Origin of the sequence: Paenibacillus sp. CH40, from assembly GCF_024213605.1 — a bacterium.
In the GTDB taxonomy this organism is placed as follows: domain Bacteria; phylum Bacillota; class Bacilli; order Paenibacillales; family Paenibacillaceae; genus Paenibacillus; species Paenibacillus polymyxa_B.
Map to the genome: position 1 here is coordinate 74,022 of NZ_JANAVQ010000001.1, position 19,780 is coordinate 93,801.

A 19,780-nucleotide genomic window follows, 5' to 3' on the forward strand; every position below is an offset into this window, starting at 1 on the left:
TGGAGGCGAGCGTTTGCGATGAAAGCATTCGAATTTTATAATCCTACACAATTGATCTTCGGTAAAGGACAATTGGAGGCTCTCAAGCGTGAAGTTCCTAAATATGGTAAACGTGTACTGCTTGTATATGGCGGCGGCAGCATTAAGCGCAGCGGTTTGTACGATAATGTAATAAGTTTGCTTGGTGAAATTGGTGCAGAGGTAACGGAACTGGCTGGTGTAGAACCGAATCCTCGCTTATCTACAGTACATAAAGGCGTGGAATTGTGTAAAACACATCAAATCGACCTCGTTCTGGCTGTAGGCGGTGGTAGTGTACTGGATTGTTCCAAAGCCATTGCTGTTGGTGCAAAATATGATGGCGACATGTGGGATTTTGCAGAGCGTAAAGCGGCACCACAGGCAGCATTGCCATTAGGTACAGTTTTGACCATGGCAGCTACCGGTTCTGAAATGAATGCGGGTTCTGTTATTACAAATGAAAAAACACAGGAAAAATTGGGATGGGGTAGCGTATTTGCGTTCCCTGCGTTTTCTATTCTTGACCCTGTAAACACATACTCACTGCCACAAAATCAAACCGTTTACGGAATCGTAGATATGATGTCACATACGCTGGAGCATTATTTCCATTTGGAATCCAATACTCCGGTCCAACTTGGCTGGTGCGAAACGATTTTGCGTACGGTCATGGATGCGGCTCCAGGTCTGGTCAACGATCTGGAAAACTACGAGCTGCGTGAAACGATTATGTATTGTGGTACGATGGCGCTGAACGGCTTCCTGAACATGGGGCTGACAGGTGACTGGGCTACTCACAATATCGAACATGCGGTGTCTGCTGTTTATGATATTCCACATGGTGGAGGACTGGCTATTCTATTCCCGAACTGGATGAAACACAATCTGCATGTGAAGCCTGAACGCTTCAAACAACTGGCCGTCAATGTGTTCCATGTAAACCCAGAAGGCAAGAGTGATGAAGAAGTGGCGCTGGAAGGTATTCAGGCGTTGCGTGATTTCTGGAACTCGATTGGTGCACCAAGCCGTCTGGCTGATTACGATATTGATGCGTCCCAGATCGATGTTATGGCTGATAAAGCTGTGAAATTCGGATCTTTTGGTGGTTTTAATAAGCTCAATCGCGAAGATGTAGTCGAAATTTACAAAGCATCTCTGTAAACTGATACTTGTATCATTTTAAGCACGTTTGTGCGTCATTAGACGTACAAACGTGCTTTTTTGGGTTCAACGTGGGATTTTGGAGGAAAATTTTGAAACTTTTTAAGGTTGAATACGTAAACATAGTTATAGACTGGAAACCAGACTGAAAAGGTACATGGAAGGAGGAGTCGCATGGAAACCATATTTTGGTGGTTATTGGCAGGGGGCGCTATCTTTACCGTAGTCAGTGTGCTGATTGGAGATGTACTCGGTGGTTGGCTGGATGGTGCATTGGAGCTACCGAGCCTCGATTGGTTCAGACCTGTCGTTTTACTTGGAGCCATGACCGCTTTTGGCGGAGCTGGAGTTCTGCTGACAAAGTATACTGGGCTGAGCATGGGGTGGGTCGTCGTGCTTGCTTTAGGGATTGCGTTTGTCATCGGAATACTCGTGTTCTTTGCGTTTATCAAGCCCATGGCGAATTCGGAGGTATCCAGCGGCTTCTCCATGCGTGAGCTGACTGGCCGGATCGGTGAGGTCACCATTCCTGTACCTGAGGTTGGTTACGGGGAGGTTATGATCCGCTTGGGTGCAGGCAACACCATACATACAGCATCGAGCTTCGATCACAAACCGCTTGCTGCGGGAACCCGTATCGTCGTGGTTGAGGTCGCAGAGGGCGTCGTCCGCGTAGCGTACCTGGACACATAGACGGCGCATTCGCTTAACTTGAAGGGAGCGTGATCGGGAGTGTCAAATTTGCAAGATATTGTGTTGGTCCCTGGGATTGTTGTCATCGTTATCGTTATATTAGGGATCGCTTTTTGGGCCCGTTACAAAACGGTAGGACCGGATGAAGGGATGATCGTGACGGGCTCTTTTCTGGGAAATAAAAATATTTCCGAGGATGACTCTGGACGCAAAATTAAAATTGTACGCGGCGGGGGGGCCTTCATTTGGCCAATTTTCCAGCAGTCCGAATTCATCTCTCTGTTGTCCCATAAACTGGACGTAACCACACCGGAAGTGTATACGGAGCAAGGAGTTCCCGTGATTGCGGATGGTGTGGCGATTATCAAGGTCGGCAGTTCTATTGAGGATGTGGCTACAGCAGCCGAGCAGTTCATCGGGAAGCCACTGGAGGCTCTTAGAGGAGAGGCTCAGGAAGTGCTGGAGGGACATTTGCGCGCAATCCTCGGTTCGATGACAGTGGAAGAAGTTTATCGTAATCGGGATCGGTTTGCGCAGGAAGTACAGGGCGTGGCTGCACGTGATCTGAAAAAGATGGGCTTGCAAATCGTTTCATTCACCATCAAAGACGTGCGTGATAAGCACGGATATCTGGATGCGCTTGGTAAGCCGAGAATTGCCGCTGTGAAACGGGATGCTGAGATTGCAGAAGCCGAGGCTGTGCGGGATGCCCGGATTCAGAAGGCGCGTGCAGAACAGGAAGGCCAGAAGGCCGAACTGCTGCGAGACACCAACATTGCCGAGGCCGCCAAGGAGAAGGAACTGAAAGTGGCATCGTTTAAGAAAGAACAGGATACAGCGAAGGCAGAAGCCGATCAGGCTTATCACATTCAGGAGGCCCGTGCCAAGCAGACTGCTGTCGAAGAGCAGATGAAGGTCGAGCTGGTGCGCAAAGAACGGGAAATTGATCTTCAATCCAAGGAAATACAGGTACGTGAAAAGCAATATGATGCAGAAGTGAAAAAGAAGGCAGAAGCCGATCGGTATGCGGTCGAGCAAGCGGCGGAAGCAGATAAATCGCGTAAAATGCGTGAGGCTGAATCGCTGCAATACTCGATTGAGACACAGGCTAAAGCGTCAGCTGAACAAAAACGTCTCAACGGGCAAGCAGAAGCGGATGCCGAACGCGCCAAAGGTACGGCAGACGCAGATGTCATCCGTTTGCGTGGACTTGCAGAAGCGGAGGCCAAGGAAAAACTGGCGGAGGCGTTCCAGAAGTTTGGAGAGGCCGCCGTGCTCGATATTATCGTGAAAATGCTGCCTGATCTGGCTGGACGTATTGCCGAACCGATTGCGTCCATTGATAAACTCACCGTAGTTGATACGGGAAAAGGAAAAGGAGCAGCGCGTGTCAGCAATTATGTCACCGAACTGATGGCTACGGCACCTGAGATGCTGAAGAGTGTATCCGGTATTGATGTGGAGCAGTTAATCAAGGGGTTGACCACGGGGAAAAAAGGCATTCATTCCGTGCCGCCTTCCGGTGAAGCGAATAAGCAGCCTCTTCCAGCCTCGGTGGAGGTAGCGCTAACAGATAAAGAATAACGATAAGTCTTTGGGGAGCATCTTTCTCTAACCAAAAGACCGCTTTTCATCACAGCATTTCCCGGCAATGTGATGAAAAGCGTTTTCTTTTTATTGACCTTTAGCCGAATATTTGGTACTTTAACGTGGATTCCTCTGAGCTTCATGCTATAATTCTTAGGATCAAGGTTCTGATAAAAGAGGTGCGGATGTGAGCAGCCTAAAAGTGGCCAAAGCGCTGAATAACAATGTGATTATAGGGATGCATCCCGAGCATGATGAGGTTGTCGTGATTGGAAAAGGAATCGGTTTCAATCGCAGACCCGGCGATCTTATGCCGTTGGATTCAGTTGAAAAATTATTTATATTAAAAAGCCATGAAGAACAGGAGCAATACAAACGGTTGCTTCCTGAGCTGGATGAAAAGCTCATTGAGGTCATCGGTGAGGTGCTTCATCTTGTTCAGCTTCAAGCTAAGAAGCCTCTAAATGAGCACATACTGATTGCTTTAACTGACCATATCGCTTTTTCCATCAACCGTCATAAACAGGGAATTACGATTCATAATCCGTTTTTGTATGAGACTAGGGAAATATATCCTCAGGAATACAAGATGGCTGAGCAGGCTGTTGCTTTAATCAGGGATAAGATGGATGTAGATCTGGGAGAAGATGAAATCGGATTCGTGGCCCTGCATATTTATAGCGCCATGACAAACCAGCATATCTCCGAGGTTAGGAAGGATTCTCGTCTGATTGCTGATATGGTTCAGGTTGTCGAGACGACACTGGATTATCGTATTCCTCTTCAATCCCTTGATTATTCTCGACTGCTGACTCATCTGAGGTTTGCGATTGAACGTGTGCGCCGGGGGGAAATTGTGCAGGAGATTTATCGATTGGACAAGCTTTTGAATGAGGAGTATCCGGAAATGTATATGCTGGCCTGGAAGCTCACGAAAATTATGGAGAAAAGACTCCGTAAATCTGTGTACCCGGCTGAGGTTAGTTATTTGACAATGCATCTGCAACGGTTGTCCCAACGCAAAGAGCAGGGGGAGCAACAAAAGTGATAAAACCGGAATAAAAAAGTATTGCCTCGCATTTAGCGGGGTGCTATAATCAATTCTGCAATGAGGAAGACAACAACTGAACATTTAACGTGTTACTGATTCGATCAGGCATGAGTTGTTTTAAGTTATGATTGTTTACAGCCTACTGGGGCAAGCTATATCCCAAGGTTGTTTTCAAACATACTTAAATCGGCTCATGCCTTTTTTGTTGTTTTGCCTCTGTTCTAAATTTCAGAGAAGGATGTGGAAGGTATGTTTAAAAAGCTTTTCGGCGTTTTACAGCGTGTCGGTAAAGCATTAATGCTTCCTGTAGCGATTTTGCCAGCTGCGGGGCTTTTATTGGGTATCGGTAACATGCTGGTCAATCCTGATTTTCTCCAGTACATTCCGGCATTAAATGCGGGCTGGGTTCAATCGGTAGCGACGATCATGATGAATGCCGGACAAATCGTTTTTGATAATCTGGCCCTGTTGTTCGCAGTCGGCGTAGCCGTCGGTCTGGCGGGCGGTGAAGGTGTAGCAGGTTTGGCTGCCATCATCGGTTACCTCGTTATGAACATTACTTTGGGTACAGCCGTGGGTGTCACACCTGGTTTGATTGCTCAAAAAATACCGGGTTATGCGAACGTGTTGGGTATTCCAACGCTTCAAACCGGGGTGTTCGGCGGGATAATCATCGGTATACTGGCCGCGGCCATGTACAACCGCTTTTTCAAAATTGAGCTTCCTTCGTATCTGGGCTTTTTCGCGGGTAAGCGTTTCGTTCCAATTGCAACGGCGGTGTCCTCACTGATTGTCGGGCTTGCGCTAGTTCTGATCTGGCCTCCAGTTCAACAAGGACTTAACGCAGTATCTCACTTTATGGTGTATTCCAACCCGACTTTGTCGGCGTTCCTGTTTGGGGTTATCGAACGCGCGCTTATTCCATTTGGTTTGCATCACATCTGGTATTCACCGTTCTGGTTTGAATTTGGTGAATATGTTAACAAAGCAGGTCAAACCGTTCACGGTGACCAGCAGATCTTCTTCAGCCAGCTTCGTGATGGAGTGGCGTTGACAGCAAGTACGTTCCAAGTGGGTAAATTCCCATTCATGATGTTCGGTTTGCCAGCAGCAGCGCTTGCAATGTACCATGAAGCAAGACCAGAACACAAAAAATATGTAGCAGGTATCATGGGTTCAGCAGCATTGACTTCGTTCTTGACAGGTATTACGGAGCCACTGGAATTTTCCTTCCTGTTCGTAGCTCCACTGCTGTTTGCAGTACACTGTATATTCGCAGGTCTGTCATTTATGACCATGCAAATTTTACATGTCAAAATCGGTATGACCTTCTCAGGCGGATTCATTGACTTCCTGATTTTCGGGATTATTCCAACCCGTACGCCTTGGTGGTATGTAATCATCGTCGGTCTGATTTTGGCAGTGATTTACTACTTCGGATTCCGGTTCATCATACGGAAGTTCAACTTGAAAACACCAGGACGTGAAGAAGCTACAGAAAATGTGGATGGTGCAGCAGCCGGTAGTAGTGATGAGCTCCCGCACAACATTTTGGCAGCTTTCGGTGGTTCATCAAATATCAAGCACCTGGATGCTTGTATCACACGTCTTCGGATCGAGGTTAATGAGAAATCGAACGTTGACAAAGCTCGTCTGAAACAACTTGGCGCATCGGGTGTCCTTGAAGTCGGCAACAACGTACAGGCAATTTTCGGTACACGTTCAGACACCATTAAAACTCAAATGGCTGATATCATGGCTGGACGTACACCTGCACCAGCTCCGGCGCAACCTGCTCCACAAGAGGAGAAGGAAGCTGGGGAAGAACAACAAACCATTATTGTAGAAGATATTGTAATGCCTGTTAACGGCGAATTGGTTGATATCTCGACGGTTCCCGATCCGGTATTTGCAGAACGTATGACAGGTGACGGCTTTGCGGTCGTGCCAAATGATGGAACGATTGTGTCCCCTGTTTATGGTAAAGTATTCAATGTATTCCCGAGCAAGCATGCGATTGGTATTCAATCCGATGGCGGTAAAGAAGTGCTTGTTCATATCGGGGTGAATACAGTGAAGCTTAAAGGGCAAGGATTTGACGTTTTGGTGAACGAAGGCGATCTTGTGTCAGCTGGCCAGCCTATTATGAAAGTAGACCTGGAATACGTGAAGGCAAACGCCAAATCCATCATTTCACCTGTCATTTTTACCAACCTTCCAGAAGGTTCTTCGGTAACTTTAAACAAAACTGGAGTATTGAAGGCTGGCGAAGATGGTATAATTACGATAAAATAAACTCTATGTGTTTCGGATTAGTTGATTAGGCGGCTTAGGCCGTCTGATCAATGATCTGGTATACTGCGTGTAAACAAATATTATCTTTAGGAAAGTGGGAGGAACAAATTATGCAAACAACTTTTAGAATTACGGATGAAGACGGTATTCATGCACGTCCTGCAACTGCACTGGTAAATACAGCTAACAAATTCAGCGGTGCTGAATCTTTTGCCGAAGCTAACGGTAAAAAAGTAACTTTGAAATCCATTCTGGGTGTATTGTCTCTGGGTCTGGAACAAGGTGATACTATTAACATTATCTGCGAAGGCGCTGAAGCTGCCGAAGCACTGAAAGCTCTTGAAAATGTAATCGTTAACGAAGGGCTGGGCGAAGTTCATGCTTAAAATTTCCGGGATTGCCGCTTCGGCAGGCATAGCCATTGCCCGGGCGTTTATCTTGGAGCATCCGAATTACGCTGTAGAGAGACGCGCGGTTGGTGATGTTGAGGCTGAAATCGCGAGATTGGATGCGGCTTTGGTACAATCTCAAACCGAATTGGAATCGATTAAGGAGAAAACGCTTCAGGAGCTGGGAGAGAAAAAAGCAGAAATTTTTGCATCTCACCTGCTCATCCTGAATGATCCTGAATTGATCGATCCGGTTAAAGCTAAAATCAGAGACGAGCAGCTTAATGCTGACTATGCTTTGAATGAAGTAGCTACACAGTTCATTTCCATGTTTGAAAACATGAAAAGTGCCTATTTGCAAGAACGCGCATCGGACATGCGTGATGTAACCAAGCGGATCCTGAATCACCTGCTTGGTGTTCATTTTGTTAGTCCTGCAGAAATTGCCGAAGAAACGATTGTGCTTGCAGAAGATTTGACACCTTCCGACACAGCTCAGCTGAACCGTGAATTTGTTAAAGGTTTTGCAACGAACATCGGCGGACGTACTTCGCATTCGGCTATTATGGCTCGCTCACTTGAAATTCCTGCAGTTGTGGGAACGAAAAATATATTGTCTCAAGCTAAAAGCGGCGATTTGATTATCGTTGATGGTTTGGATGGTCACGTATTCGTGAACCCTACCGAAGAGATTGTTGCGGAATACCGTGCTAAACAGGTGGCATACGACAAGCAACGCGAAGAGTGGCGCAAGCTGCGCGGCGAAGCTACAGTTTCTGTCGATGGTGTCCATGTCGAACTGGCAGCCAATATTGGTACGCCTAATGATGTAGCTGGTGTTCTGGACAACGGTGGTGAAGGCGTTGGCTTGTACCGTACGGAGTTCTTGTACATGGGACGCGATAAGCTTCCATCCGAAGAAGTACAGTATACGGCATACAAAACCGTTCTGGAAAGAATGGAAGGTAAGCCGGTTGTAGTCCGTACTTTGGATATCGGTGGCGACAAAGAACTTCCTTATCTGGACTTGCCGAAAGAAATGAACCCGTTCCTCGGATTCCGTGCTATTCGTCTGTGTCTGGATCGCCAGGATATTTTCCGCACTCAATTGCGTGCTTTGTTGCGTGCGAGTGTGCATGGTAACCTGCGCATCATGTTCCCGATGATTGCTACGCTGAACGAATTCCGTGAAGCTAAAGCTGTTTTGTTGGAAGAAAAGGAAAAGTTGGTAGCCGAGGGTGTATCCGTATCTGAAGAAATTCAGTTGGGCATCATGGTAGAAATTCCTTCTACAGCGGTATTGGCTGACCAATTCGCAAAAGAAGTGGATTTCTTCAGTATCGGTACAAACGATCTGATTCAATACACAATGGCAGCGGATCGCATGAATGAGCGAGTTTCTTACCTGTATCAACCATACAATCCATCCATTCTGCGTCTGGTGAAAATGGTTATTGATGCCGCTCATCGTGAAGGACGTTGGGTTGGTATGTGTGGTGAAATGGCAGGAGATACAACAGCAATTCCGTTGCTGTTGGGTCTTGGACTTGATGAGTTCAGTATGAGCGCAACTTCCATTCTGCCAGCACGTAGCCAAATCTCCAAGTTGTCCCGTGCGGACATGGAAAAACTGGCTACAAAAGCTCTGGACATGCAAACAGCAGAACAGGTTGTTGAATTGGTTCAAAGCATCGAAGGCTAAGGAAGGGTATTACATTTCAAAGGTTATATCTTTTTCCAACAAAAAAATTGCTGTGTACATACAGCAGCCGGTATCTATTTAGATACCGGCTTTTTTGCATCCTTTAAGTAGAATATGTTTTTAACTGCATGAGCAATTCAGTACAGGTTTGCGGGCTGCGGTAGTTTCGTCCAATCGTGTGACTGGAGTAGTATATGGTGCATTGAGCACCAGCTCAGGGTTCTCTTCTGCTTCCCGCGCAATATGAATCATAGTGTCGACAAAAGCATCAAGGGTTTCCTTACTTTCCGTCTCCGTGGGCTCGATCATGATGCACTCCTCTACATTCAGCGGGAAGTAAATTGTAGGGGGATGGTAGCCGAAATCAAGCAGCCGTTTGGCTACATCAAGCGTGCGCACTCCAAATTTTTTCAAGCCTCGCCCCGACATTACGAATTCGTGTTTGCAATGTCCAGGGTAGGGCAGGTCAAAATGTGGAGCGAGCCGATGCATCATGTAATTGGCATTGAGCACAGCGCATTCCGATACACGCTTTAAGCCATCAGGACCGTAGCTACGGATATAGGTGTAGGCACGAACGAGAATACCGAAGTTGCCGTAAAAGGCTTTAACCCGTCCAATAGAATCTCCCTGTTCCCGGTCCCAGTGGTACACCCCCTGCGGATCACGTACGACAAGCGGCTTGGGCAAATAAGGGATGAGCCGTTGCTTTACGCCGACAGGCCCAGCGCCGGGTCCGCCGCCGCCGTGCGGGGTACTCATCGTTTTGTGTAAATTGAGATGCACTACATCGAAGCCCATATCCCCGGGGCGGGTAATTCCCATGATGGCGTTGGAGTTCGCCCCGTCATAGTAGAGCAGACCACCCGCGTCATGCACGATGGCAGCAATGTCAGTGATTTGCTTCTCGAACAGTCCAAGCGTGTTCGGGTTGGTCAGCATGAGCGCAGCGGTGTCGTTGCCTACGGCTTGACGTAACGCATCCAGATCCACCAGTCCCTCAGGGGTGGAGGGAAGGGTGACTGTTTCGAAGCCCGCGACGGTTGCGCTGGCGGGGTTCGTTCCGTGCGAGGAATCCGGCACGAGCACCTTGGTACGTCGCTCACCACGTGCTTCGTGGTATGAGCGAATCATCATCAGCCCGGTCCATTCGCCATGGGCGCCCGCGGCGGGCTGAAGCGTGACGGCATCCATACCAGTTAATGCAGCCAAATCATTTTGGAGCGTATGCAGCAGCTCCATAGCACCCTGGATGCTCTCCTCGGGCTGATATGGATGGATTTTGGCGAAGCCTGTATATCGGGCGACATCCTCATTCACTTTCGGATTGTATTTCATCGTACAGGAGCCGAGCGGATAAAATCCGTTATCCACGCCGAAATTGCGCCGGGACAAGGCGGTATAATGTCGAATAACGTCTACTTCGTATACCTCGGGTAATGCCGCAGGTTCACTGCGCAGCGCATAATCTGGCAAAAGCTCTGCCACCGGGCGACGGGGAACGTCGCACTCGGGAAGGGAATAGGCGATGCGACCCGGACGGCTCAATTCAAAAATGAGCGCTTGATCGTGTTCCTTCAACAGCCCTTGTTTTTGATCCTGTCCGGTGTGTGTCATAGCAATCCCCCCAAGGTGTGTACAAATTGGTCAATCTCTTCTTTGGTTCTTTGCTCCGTCACGGCAATCAACATGTGACCAGCAAGTTCCTCATAGTCCCGGCCCAAATCGTAGCCAGCGATAAATCCAGCAGCTAGCAGTTCGGCCTGGAGTTTGCTCATATCCGTACCCTCAGGCAGTCTAAGGGCAAACTCGTTAAAGGTTGGTGCGTTAAATGAGGCAGTTACGCCCTTCAAGCTCAGCAATTGCTCTAAAGCATAACGGCTTTTATGCAAATTTAGCTCGGCTACTTCCTTGATCCCCTGTCTACCCATGACAGACAAGTATACAGATGCAGATAAAGCTAGCAACGCTTGATTGGAGCAAATGTTAGACGTGGCCTTTTCGCGGCGGATATGCTGTTCCCGCGCTTGCAAGGTCAGCACGAAGCCGCGTTTACCGTTACGGTCAGTGGTCTGACCCACAATACGGCCGGGGATACGGCGCATATGTGCCTGAGAAACGGCAAAGTATCCACAGGTCGGACCGCCGAGAGAAGAGGAGATGCCAAGTGGCTGCGCATCTCCTACCACAATATCCGCGCCCTGTTTGCCGGGTGTCTCCAGCAAGCCAAGTGCCAGTGGGTTGGCACTGACGACCAAAAGACCTTTGTGCGCATGGATGAGATCAGCCATCGGCTTCAGGTTTTCCACGGCTCCGAAAAAGTTGGGGCTTTGGACCAAAACAGCTGCGGTCTGTTCCGATACGGCCGCCGCTAACGCATTAGCATCCGTTACGCCGTCCGAACAGCCGATCTCCACGATGTCCAAATCCAATCCGCGTGCATAGGCTGCCAATACCTGACGTGCCTCCGGATGGACGGACCTTGATACGATAAGCTGTTTACGGCGGGTAGCTGCGGCGGACAGTGAGCCCGCTTCCGCCAGTGCAGTCGCTCCGTCGTACATGCTGGCATTAGCTACAGCCATGCCCGTCAATTCGCAAATATACGACTGAAATTCGAAAATGGCTTGTAGCTCGCCTTGGCTTACTTCCGGCTGATAGGGGGTGTAGGCTGTATAGAATTCCGAGCGTGAAGTGATGTGCTGGATGACGGACGGAATATGATGGTCATAAATTCCTGCGCCAAGAAAGCTGGCATGTGTGTCTGTATTGGCGTTGTGTCCAGCCAGCTCGGCCAAGTGGCGGGTTAAGGCTCTCTCGTCGAGTCGAGAAGAAAGAGGGAGTTCCCCTTGATATCGAATGGCCTCTGGAATGTCACTGAATAAATCATCGATGGATGAAACGCCGACCACACGCAGCATTTCGGTTTGATCCTGTTCAGTCATAGGGAGATAACGATGCTGCTTCATAGGTTCTGGCTCCTTTCGAAAAGCAAAATTTAAATCGTAAATTAGCTAATAAAAAAGTGTGAGATGAAAACCCGGAAGTTCATATCTGACATGTTTGCTTTATTGAAATGAAGAGAGTTTAAGATCAGCGCGGACGTTTATAAAAGGGTGCTGCCACCACCTCGGCACGCAGGCGTTTGCCACGAATCTCAACCTCCAGCGGTGTGGAGAGGGCGCTAAAACGACTGTCTACCAAGGCGAGGCCGAGATTACGCTTCAAGGTGGGCGACTGAGTCCCCGTTGTGACCTCACCGATGCGTTGTCCTTCTGCGAATACCGGATAATGGGCGCGAGGGATACCGCGATCCGTCATTTCCAGCCCGATCAATTTGCGAGGAATCCCTTGATCTTTCTGACGTTGCAGTGCTTCTCTACCGATAAAATTTCCTTTATTCAGCTTGACGAAGAAACCTAGACCGGCTTCGAGCGGTGAAATCGTGGCAGATAACTCCTGTCCGTACAGCGGCAACCGTGCCTCAAAGCGTAGGGTATCCCGAGCACCAAGTCCAGCGGGAATCAGCCCATACGACTCACCGGAACGAAGCAAACCCTCCCATACGGCTGGTGCTTCCGCAGCAGGTACATAAAATTCAAAACCGTCTTCGCCCGTATATCCGGTTCGTGAGACGAGTGCTTTTGCTCCGAACAATGGCACATTCTCATGGAAGCGGAAAGATGCCAGATTCGTAATGTCCGTATCTGCCACGGCTGCGGCAATACGTGCTGCTTCCGGTCCTTGCAACGCCAGCAATGCTATCGCATCAGACACATTCTCCATGTGAACGGATGCAGGCATATGGCTAATTAGCCAATCCCAATCCTTATCGATGTTAGAGGCGTTCACAACGAGCATGTAGCGCTCCGACCCTTTGCAGTAAACAAGCAGGTCGTCTACTACCCCTCCATCGGGGTAACACAGGAGTGAATATTGTGCCTGACCTGGTTCCAACTGGCTGACATCATTCGTGGTCACCCTTTGCAGAAAAGCTTCGGCCTCTTTGCCTTCAACCAAAAATTCGCCCATATGCGATACATCGAATAAACCCGCACGTTGCCGGACGGCCTCATGCTCCTTTTGAATGCCGCTAAACTGAACGGGGAGCTCCCAGCCGCCAAAGTCAATACAACGAACCCCAGACTGCGTCCCGTAGGACGAATATAGCGGTGTTTTTCGCAAATTAGTCATTTTTCCACTCCTATCGGGTGTGATCGGCTAAACAAAAAAGACAGGCCGAAAAAAACGTATAGACGGCAGTCTACACTCTTTTTTCAGCTCTGTCCTTGATACCAGAAAGTTACCCCGGTATGTACCGGGTTTCCCCTTGGGTGATCCGCTCCAATAGCGAATGCTCTCCAGAGATGCGTCCGGCAGAGGTCCTTTTGCCTGAGAGATTCACCTGCAATGCAGGCTTACTCCTTCGGCGCTACCTTCGGGATCAACAGTATATTACCTGGCTTTGCAGATAACAACTTGATCCGATTCGCGTGCAACTTATGTCTCATAAGCGGCAACAGCTATGCGAATCTTTTTGGCAGTCTCTCCCTCCGCGTTCATCCGCGTTTGCAGTTGTCGGGGTGTTTCCCAAAGCATTTGCTATAACCCATTAATACGCAAATTCATTCGAAATGTCAATAAAAATGTCATCAAAAACAATAGAAAAAACATTTAATATATAAATAAGGATATGTAAGCGTTTGTTATAAGTTATCATATTTTTATATAGTACGCCATATGAGGTCATATGAAGTATTTTTGTTAGTATTATTGACATGAGTGTTCCTGTTGTCATAATCTTAACCTGTCTAATACAGGTGAGCAAAAGCGATTTTATTCATATGGAAGTGAGGGGAACAGGATGGGTGAAGTAAAGCAGCAACTTTGGTATACAGACGAACATGAGTGGGTTCAGTGCACAGAGAATGGAACGTTGCGGATTGGTATTACAGACTTTGCACAGCATCAACTGGGTGATATTGTTTTTGTAGAATTACCTGAGGCGGGAGTAACGATTGAGCAGGGAGCGGAGATCGGTACGATTGAATCGGTGAAGACGGTATCCGACCTTTTTGCTCCGGTGACGGGAACCGTATTAAAAGTGAATGAAGCGCTGGAAAGTACGCCTGAGCTAGTGAATGAATCTCCCTATGAAAAAGGTTGGATGATCGAAGTAGAGATGGGTAAAGATGTGGAGGAAGCATTGGGCAAGCTACTGTCTGCGGATCAATACGAGCAGTTGATTTCCGATGAGCAGTAATGGAGCAATGTAGTATGGAATAAGAGTGTTATTTGTCTGCTCGATTTTTGTATACAACAGTCGCTATGATTTGACATAGCGGCTATTTTTTTGTCTTTTTGCAGACGTAATTACGTGTTTTATTCCGATTTAGAGGGTTGTCCCTATAGTAAGAATCATACATAATCCAGCACGGTTTTTCGACTAATTTCTATAGCAACAGGTCATATTAAGAAGAATTATGCAGGTATAATACCTTCTCGGATAATTTAAATTTAAATGTTGTCATCAACGTTCATGACGAAAGTACGTTTTCATTTCGTTGATGAAGATAGCGCTGTCATTTAGTATGAATTTTAAGAAAAGGTAGTGATGCTTACCTACAAGGAGGATTTGAATATGAGTACATTGGACGCAAAGCCAAGTTCAAAAGGAGGCACTCGTGTCGCCGTACAGCGTTTTGGCCGTTTTCTCAGCGGTATGGTTATGCCCAATATGGGAGCCTTTATCGCGTGGGGATTGATTACGGCACTCTTTATTCCGACCGGGTGGTTCCCGAACGAAGGTTTTGCACAACTGGTTGATCCGATGAAAAATTATTTGCTGCCGCTGCTGATTGGTTACACGGGAGGCACGATGATTCATGGACAACGTGGAGGTGTGATTGGTGCCATTATGACGATGGGTGTCATAGTGGGAGCCGATATCCCGATGTTCCTGGGCGCGATGGTCGCTGGTCCGCTGGCTGCGTGGATATTGAAGAAGTTCGACAAGGCCATTGAAGGCAAAGTCAGATCAGGCTTTGAAATGCTGGTCAATAACTTTTCGGCCGGGATTATCGGTGCCATTCTAGCACTGCTTGCCCATGTGGCGATCGGCCCGATTGTACAAATGATCAGTCAAGTGTTGTCGGCAGGGGTACAGTTCCTCGTGAACGCAGGGCTACTGCCGCTTGTCAACCTCATTATTGAGCCCGGAAAAGTATTATTTTTAAACAACGCGCTGAATCACGGAGTATTAAGTCCGATTGCGTTGGAGGAAGCTGCAAGAACAGGGAAATCCGTACTGTTCATGCTGGAATCCAACCCTGGACCGGGGCTCGGTATTTTGCTGGCCTACTGCCTGTTCGGTAAAGGCTCTGCGAAGTCGTCGGCTCCTGGGGCAGTCATCATTCATTTTTTCGGCGGGATTCATGAAATTTATTTCCCTTATATTTTAATGAAGCCGATTTTGATTCTTGCTGCTATAGCTGGGGGCGTTGTGGGAACCTTCTGTTTCATGTTGACAGGTGCCGGACTGGTTGCTGCTCCTTCACCGGGCAGCATCATCGCCTATTTTCTAATGACGCCAAAAGGCGGATATTTGCCAATGCTAAGCGGGGTGATCGCTGCTGCGGTCGTATCTTTTGCTGTTGCCGCAGTGTTACTCAAGACTGGTAAGCAACAAGAAGAGGGGCTGGAGAAAGCTGCATCCCGCCTGAAAGATATGAAAAATCAAAGCAAGAGTGCAAGTGCTAACGCCACTGTAATGGAAGATAACCACGAATCTGATCGTGCTGCAGAAATTGCTGCAGATCGAACGCTCAAGGATAAATCCGAAGTGAACAAAATCGTCTTTTCCTGTGATGCAGGTATGGGTTCAAGCGCTATGGGTGCCTCGATTTTACGCAAAAAAATGAAGCAGGCGGGTGTGGGCGTAACAGTTACGAATACGGCAATCAGTGAAATTCCACAGGATGCGGATATTGTCATTACACAAAAAACGTTGACAGACCGGGCTAAAACGGTAGCCCCGAATGCTGAGCACATTTCCATTGACAATTTTCTGAAGAGCCCTGAATACGAAGCGCTGGTTGAACGGCTGAAATCCGATTCTTAATCCCCATAAAGTCAGGCCGGCTGTATACAGTTTGTTATTTCCTGCTGGAAGGGATGAGAGCTTGGGAAGGAACGGTATGCGCTTATGAATATTACGAAACGACAATCTGACATTGTGGAGTATCTTTTGGAGCAGCCACAAGAGGTTACAGCCGGGGAAATTGCTGAGAAGATCAATGTCAGCACAAGGACAGTTCATCGGGAACTTGGTGCAGTCGAGTGCTGGTTGGCGGCTCACGAGATAAAGCTGGAGAAAAAATCAGGGATCGGTATCTATGTGGAGGCCGACCCGACTCAGCTTGCAAGTCTGCGAGAGCAATTGCTGCATACGAAGTCAGACGAATATTCGGCTGAGGAGAGAAAGATCGTGGTTCTCTGCATGCTGCTGGATACACGGGAGCCGATCAAGCTGTTAGCGCTGGCTTCAGATCTGAAAGTCACGGTAACTACGGTCAGTCATGATCTAGACGAATTGCAAGACTGGATTGAGGAACGTGGACTCATGCTTGTGCGCAGACGGGGGTACGGGGTCGAGATTACAGGGCGGGAGACAGACAAAAGACGGGCGATTTCCGAGCTGGCTCTCGAATATTTGGATGAATCCGATCTGTTTTCAGCCCGGGAAGAACTTCGTCCTGTAACCCGTGTTGCCGACAAGTTGCTGGAGATGATTGGCAGAGATAACCTGCTAATCGTGGAAAAGGCCCTCTGGCAGCCCCATGAAAAATGGTTGGAAAACATGGTGGAAAGCAAATACATGGAGCTGCTGATTCAAATTTGCGTTTCGCTGGTACGTCTGCGACTCGGGTATGTTATAGATCCTCTTCTCTCGTATTTAAAAACAGATTCGGATGAAAATATCATGCTTCGCACAGCTATGGTGGAACGCATATGCACGGAGTTGTCAGAGGCGCTGGATATTGAATTTCCAGAGCCGGAACGATCTTATCTCAGGCTGCTATTTCGTGATGCCGAAGATCACTCTACCCGACTACTGCCGTTGGATGATCTCGTACTGTTGGAGTCGGTTCATGAGTTGATTCGTCGTGTGGAGGAAGAGACAGGCACGCCATTGAAAGAGGACCGTGTTCTGCGTGAAGGATTGATTGCCCATATGGCTCCGGTATTCAAACGTTTGAAGGAAGGCAGGTCGATTCGTAACCCTCTCCTTCAGCAAATCCGCAAGGATTACAGCAGCTTATTCGAATCAGTGAAAAAGGCTGCGGCGAGCATGACAGAAATGAAAGTGCCTGATGAAGAGATCGGATTTCTCGTCATGCATTTCGGCGCTTCGCTGGAGCGGCTGCGACAATTGCGTCGGGAGGTGCGGGCCATTGTAGTCTGCACGAGCGGCATTGGATCATCCAGACTTCTGGCAACAAGGCTCGCCAAAGAGCTCCCACAGATCAAAATTGTGGATAGGGCTTCATGGTACGAGGCGGCGCGGATTCCCAAGGAGGATTATGATCTGATCATTTCGACAGTAGAGCTACCGCTTGAACCAGATCGGTATCTTAAGATCAGTCCGCTGCTAACGCAGGAGGAGAGTGACCGTCTGCGTCATTTCATCCAGCATATTACACTCCATCATCTCAATGATCATCAGCAGGAACAGGCCGTTCAGCCTGGTCAGGATATGGAGTGGCTTACCGGTCTGCGGAAAAGTCTCGAGGAAATTGTACACATTGTACAGCAATTTCAAGTATATCCGCTGGAAAATCAAGGGATGGATATGGCGGCGACCGTAGAGGCGATATGCATGCTGGAGGCGGGGCGGGGGAATGTTACAGAGCCTTCTGTGGTTGCTGCACAACTCATGGAAAGAGAGCGCCAAGGTAGTCAGGTGATCTCTGATACCTCCATTGCTTTAGTTCATACGCGCAGCCACTATATTCGCAAGCCTTCGCTTACCTTGTATAAGCTGGCAGAGCCGCTGTTGGCGGATACAGGTGAACAGGTAGAATGCGTGCTGCTCATGTTGGGGCCTCGTGAGCTGCCGAGAGAAAGCTTGGAGGTATTGAGCGAGATTAGTGCATTACTTTTGCAGGAAGACATGGTTACGCTACTGGAACACGGTAGCAGGGATCATATTGTCAATTATATATCGAGTGAGCTGGCTGAATTTTTCCACAGTAAATTAGGGACAGGGAGGAACCTACCGTGAGTATTATGACGATAGACAAAGTAAAAATGAACGCAACCGCCAAAGACAAATATGAGGCGATTCGTATGGCTGGACAAATCCTGCTGGATGCGGGACATATTTCAAGTGAGTACATTGACAAGATGCTGGAACGCGAGGAGATCGTGTCTACCTACATCGGGAATGGGCTGGCTATTCCACATGGCACCAAGGAATCCAAGACGCTTATTCAATCCACAGGCATCTCCATCGTTCAGTTCCCGCAAGGCGTAGATTTTGGGGAAGAGAAAGCATATATGGTGATCGGCATTGCAGCACAAGGCGGCGATCATATGGAGATTTTGACGAGTATCGCTGTGGTGTGTGCGGAGGAAGAAAATATGGATAAACTTCGCAACGCGGTGACCCCACAGGAAATTATAGATCTGTTCGAAAGTGAGCTGGAGCTATGAGAGCCGTCCACTTTGGAGCAGGAAATATCGGTCGCGGCTTTATCGGATTAATTCTGTCGCGTGCAGGCTATGAGGTTGTCTTTTCAGATGTCAACGACACCCTTGTATCCGAGTTACGCCGTCGTAAACAATATACCGTAGAGTTAGCCAATGATACAAAGGATACGGAGCTGGTCACGAATGTAACGGCGATTGACGGCAGAGATGCATCCGCTGTAGCGGATGCGGTAGACCATGCTGATCTGGTAACGACCGCGGTAGGGGTTAGCATCCTCAGGCATATTGCAGCAGGTATTGCCGAGGGAATAGTGCGGCGGGTGGAGCGAGGGGCAGGCCCGCTGCATGTGATTGCTTGCGAAAATGCAATCGGAGGCAGCGCCCAACTGAAAGAGCATGTTTTTGCGCTACTGGATGAGGCGACTCGTGCCAAGGCTGAGGCTTCGGTATATTTCCCCAATGCTGCTGTAGACCGGATTGTGCCGATCCAACACCACGAGGACCCGTTACATGTGCAGGTAGAGCCTTTTTACGAGTGGGTGGTGGATCGTTCACAAATGGCACCTGAGCATGAAGAAATCGAAGGCATCCTGTACGTGCAGGATCTAGAGCCTTACATTGAACGAAAGCTGTTCACGGTGAATACGGGGCATTGCGTGGCAGCCTATCTTGGTTATACCGCAGGTTATGCTACCATCCAGGAGGCCATGAAGGATAGCAAGGTGGTGGATTCGATACAAGGGTCACTGGAGGAGACAGGAGCAGTGCTTGTGAAGCGCTTCGGTTTGGATCAAGGGGAGCATAAGAAGTACATCTCTAAAATTTTGGATCGCTTCCGCAATCCTAATCTGACAGACGATGTTACTCGGGTCGGACGTTCACCGTTGCGCAAGCTGTCTCCCAATGATCGTCTTGTACGTCCCGCGCTTCAAGCGCAGGAGTATGGCATCCCTACGGATCATCTGGCGTTAGGAATGGCTGCTGCCTGTAAATTTGATATTACGGAAGACCCAGAGGCAGTCGAGCTTCAGCAGGTGATCCGCAGTGAAGGACTGGGTGCGGCGCTGACGCGTTATACTTCCATAACCGCAGACCACCCGTTACATCGGCAGGTATTGGAGCAATACGATATTATAAATTCATAAAACAACGAATTACCAACATCTACTT

Annotated in this window: 15 protein-coding genes and 1 riboswitch; of the genes, 12 read left to right on the top strand and 3 right to left on the bottom strand. The window is 48.3% G+C overall.

All coding sequences use genetic code 11. The features are described 5' to 3' along the window. Positions 1–18 precede the first annotated feature (18 nt). The 7 genes from NLX73_RS00325 to ptsP all read left to right on the top strand — a co-directional run bounded on the left by NLX73_RS00325 (position 19) and on the right by ptsP (position 8,899). Entirely contained in the window at positions 19–1,182 is a 1,164-nt protein-coding gene (locus NLX73_RS00325; RefSeq protein ID WP_028542451.1) for an iron-containing alcohol dehydrogenase, read from the top strand. Positions 1,183–1,356: 174 nt separating this feature from the next. Beyond that, positions 1,357–1,875, top strand: coding sequence for an NfeD family membrane protein (locus NLX73_RS00330; protein WP_061829262.1), 519 nt, complete (start codon positions 1,357–1,359; stop codon positions 1,873–1,875). A 48-nt stretch (positions 1,876–1,923) separates the two neighbouring features. Next, entirely contained in the window at positions 1,924–3,459 is a 1,536-nt protein-coding gene (locus tag NLX73_RS00335; protein WP_254325673.1) for a flotillin lipid rafts scaffold protein FloT, read from the top strand. A gap of 190 nt (positions 3,460–3,649) precedes the next feature. After that, positions 3,650–4,510: a glucose PTS transporter transcription antiterminator GlcT gene (gene glcT / locus NLX73_RS00340; protein ID WP_023989882.1), complete on the top strand. Its 861-nt coding sequence runs from the start codon at positions 3,650–3,652 to the stop codon at positions 4,508–4,510. Positions 4,511–4,762: 252 nt separating this feature from the next. Further along, positions 4,763–6,808, top strand: coding sequence for a glucose-specific PTS transporter subunit IIBC (ptsG, locus tag NLX73_RS00345; RefSeq protein ID WP_061829260.1), 2,046 nt, complete (start codon positions 4,763–4,765; stop codon positions 6,806–6,808). Positions 6,809–6,918: 110 nt separating this feature from the next. Continuing rightward, the gene (locus NLX73_RS00350) at positions 6,919–7,194 is read left to right on the top strand and encodes an HPr family phosphocarrier protein (protein ID WP_013372579.1); all 276 of its coding nucleotides are present in this window, start codon (positions 6,919–6,921) and stop codon (positions 7,192–7,194) included. Next, a complete protein-coding gene (gene ptsP, locus NLX73_RS00355) occupies positions 7,187–8,899 on the top strand; it encodes a phosphoenolpyruvate--protein phosphotransferase (RefSeq protein ID WP_103049341.1) in 1,713 nt (570 codons plus the stop codon). The genes NLX73_RS00350 and ptsP overlap by 8 nt, the downstream gene beginning before the upstream one ends. A gap of 120 nt (positions 8,900–9,019) precedes the next feature. Here ptsP and gcvPB read toward each other — a convergent pair whose 3' ends face one another. The 3 genes from gcvPB to gcvT all read right to left on the bottom strand — a co-directional run bounded on the left by gcvPB (position 9,020) and on the right by gcvT (position 13,093). Beyond that, complete coding sequence (gene gcvPB / locus NLX73_RS00360; RefSeq protein ID WP_076294374.1) at positions 9,020–10,516, bottom strand: aminomethyl-transferring glycine dehydrogenase subunit GcvPB; 1,497 nt, start codon at positions 10,514–10,516, stop codon at positions 9,020–9,022. Further along, positions 10,513–11,868 carry an aminomethyl-transferring glycine dehydrogenase subunit GcvPA gene (gcvPA, locus tag NLX73_RS00365; protein WP_254325053.1) on the bottom strand — a complete coding sequence of 452 codons (1,356 nt, stop codon included), beginning with the start codon at positions 11,866–11,868 and terminating at the stop codon, positions 10,513–10,515. The genes gcvPB and gcvPA overlap by 4 nt, the downstream gene beginning before the upstream one ends. Before the next feature lie 124 nt (positions 11,869–11,992). After that, complete coding sequence (gene gcvT / locus NLX73_RS00370) at positions 11,993–13,093, bottom strand: glycine cleavage system aminomethyltransferase GcvT (RefSeq protein WP_254325054.1); 1,101 nt, start codon at positions 13,091–13,093, stop codon at positions 11,993–11,995. 176 nt (positions 13,094–13,269) lie between these two features. Continuing rightward, positions 13,270–13,368: riboswitch (glycine riboswitch) on the bottom strand. Positions 13,369–13,763: 395 nt separating this feature from the next. On the opposite strand from gcvT, the gene gcvH reads away from it, so the two are divergent. The 5 genes from gcvH to NLX73_RS00395 all read left to right on the top strand — a co-directional run bounded on the left by gcvH (position 13,764) and on the right by NLX73_RS00395 (position 19,755). Next, entirely contained in the window at positions 13,764–14,162 is a 399-nt protein-coding gene (gene gcvH / locus NLX73_RS00375) for a glycine cleavage system protein GcvH (protein WP_254325055.1), read from the top strand. Between the two features lie 378 nt (positions 14,163–14,540). Continuing rightward, the gene (locus NLX73_RS00380) at positions 14,541–16,019 is read left to right on the top strand and encodes a PTS mannitol transporter subunit IIBC (RefSeq protein ID WP_254325056.1); all 1,479 of its coding nucleotides are present in this window, start codon (positions 14,541–14,543) and stop codon (positions 16,017–16,019) included. Between the two features lie 84 nt (positions 16,020–16,103). Next, on the top strand, positions 16,104–18,182 hold the full coding sequence (locus tag NLX73_RS00385; RefSeq protein ID WP_254325057.1) for a BglG family transcription antiterminator: 2,079 nt from the start codon (positions 16,104–16,106) through the stop codon (positions 18,180–18,182). Then, positions 18,179–18,613 (top strand): PTS mannitol transporter subunit IIA, encoded by a 435-nt coding sequence (locus tag NLX73_RS00390; protein ID WP_235308869.1) that lies wholly within the window; start codon positions 18,179–18,181, stop codon positions 18,611–18,613. The genes NLX73_RS00385 and NLX73_RS00390 overlap by 4 nt, the downstream gene beginning before the upstream one ends. Next, complete coding sequence (locus tag NLX73_RS00395; protein WP_254325058.1) at positions 18,610–19,755, top strand: mannitol-1-phosphate 5-dehydrogenase; 1,146 nt, start codon at positions 18,610–18,612, stop codon at positions 19,753–19,755. Before NLX73_RS00390 ends, NLX73_RS00395 begins: the two co-directional genes overlap by 4 nt. The last annotated feature ends 25 nt before the right edge of the window (positions 19,756–19,780 follow it).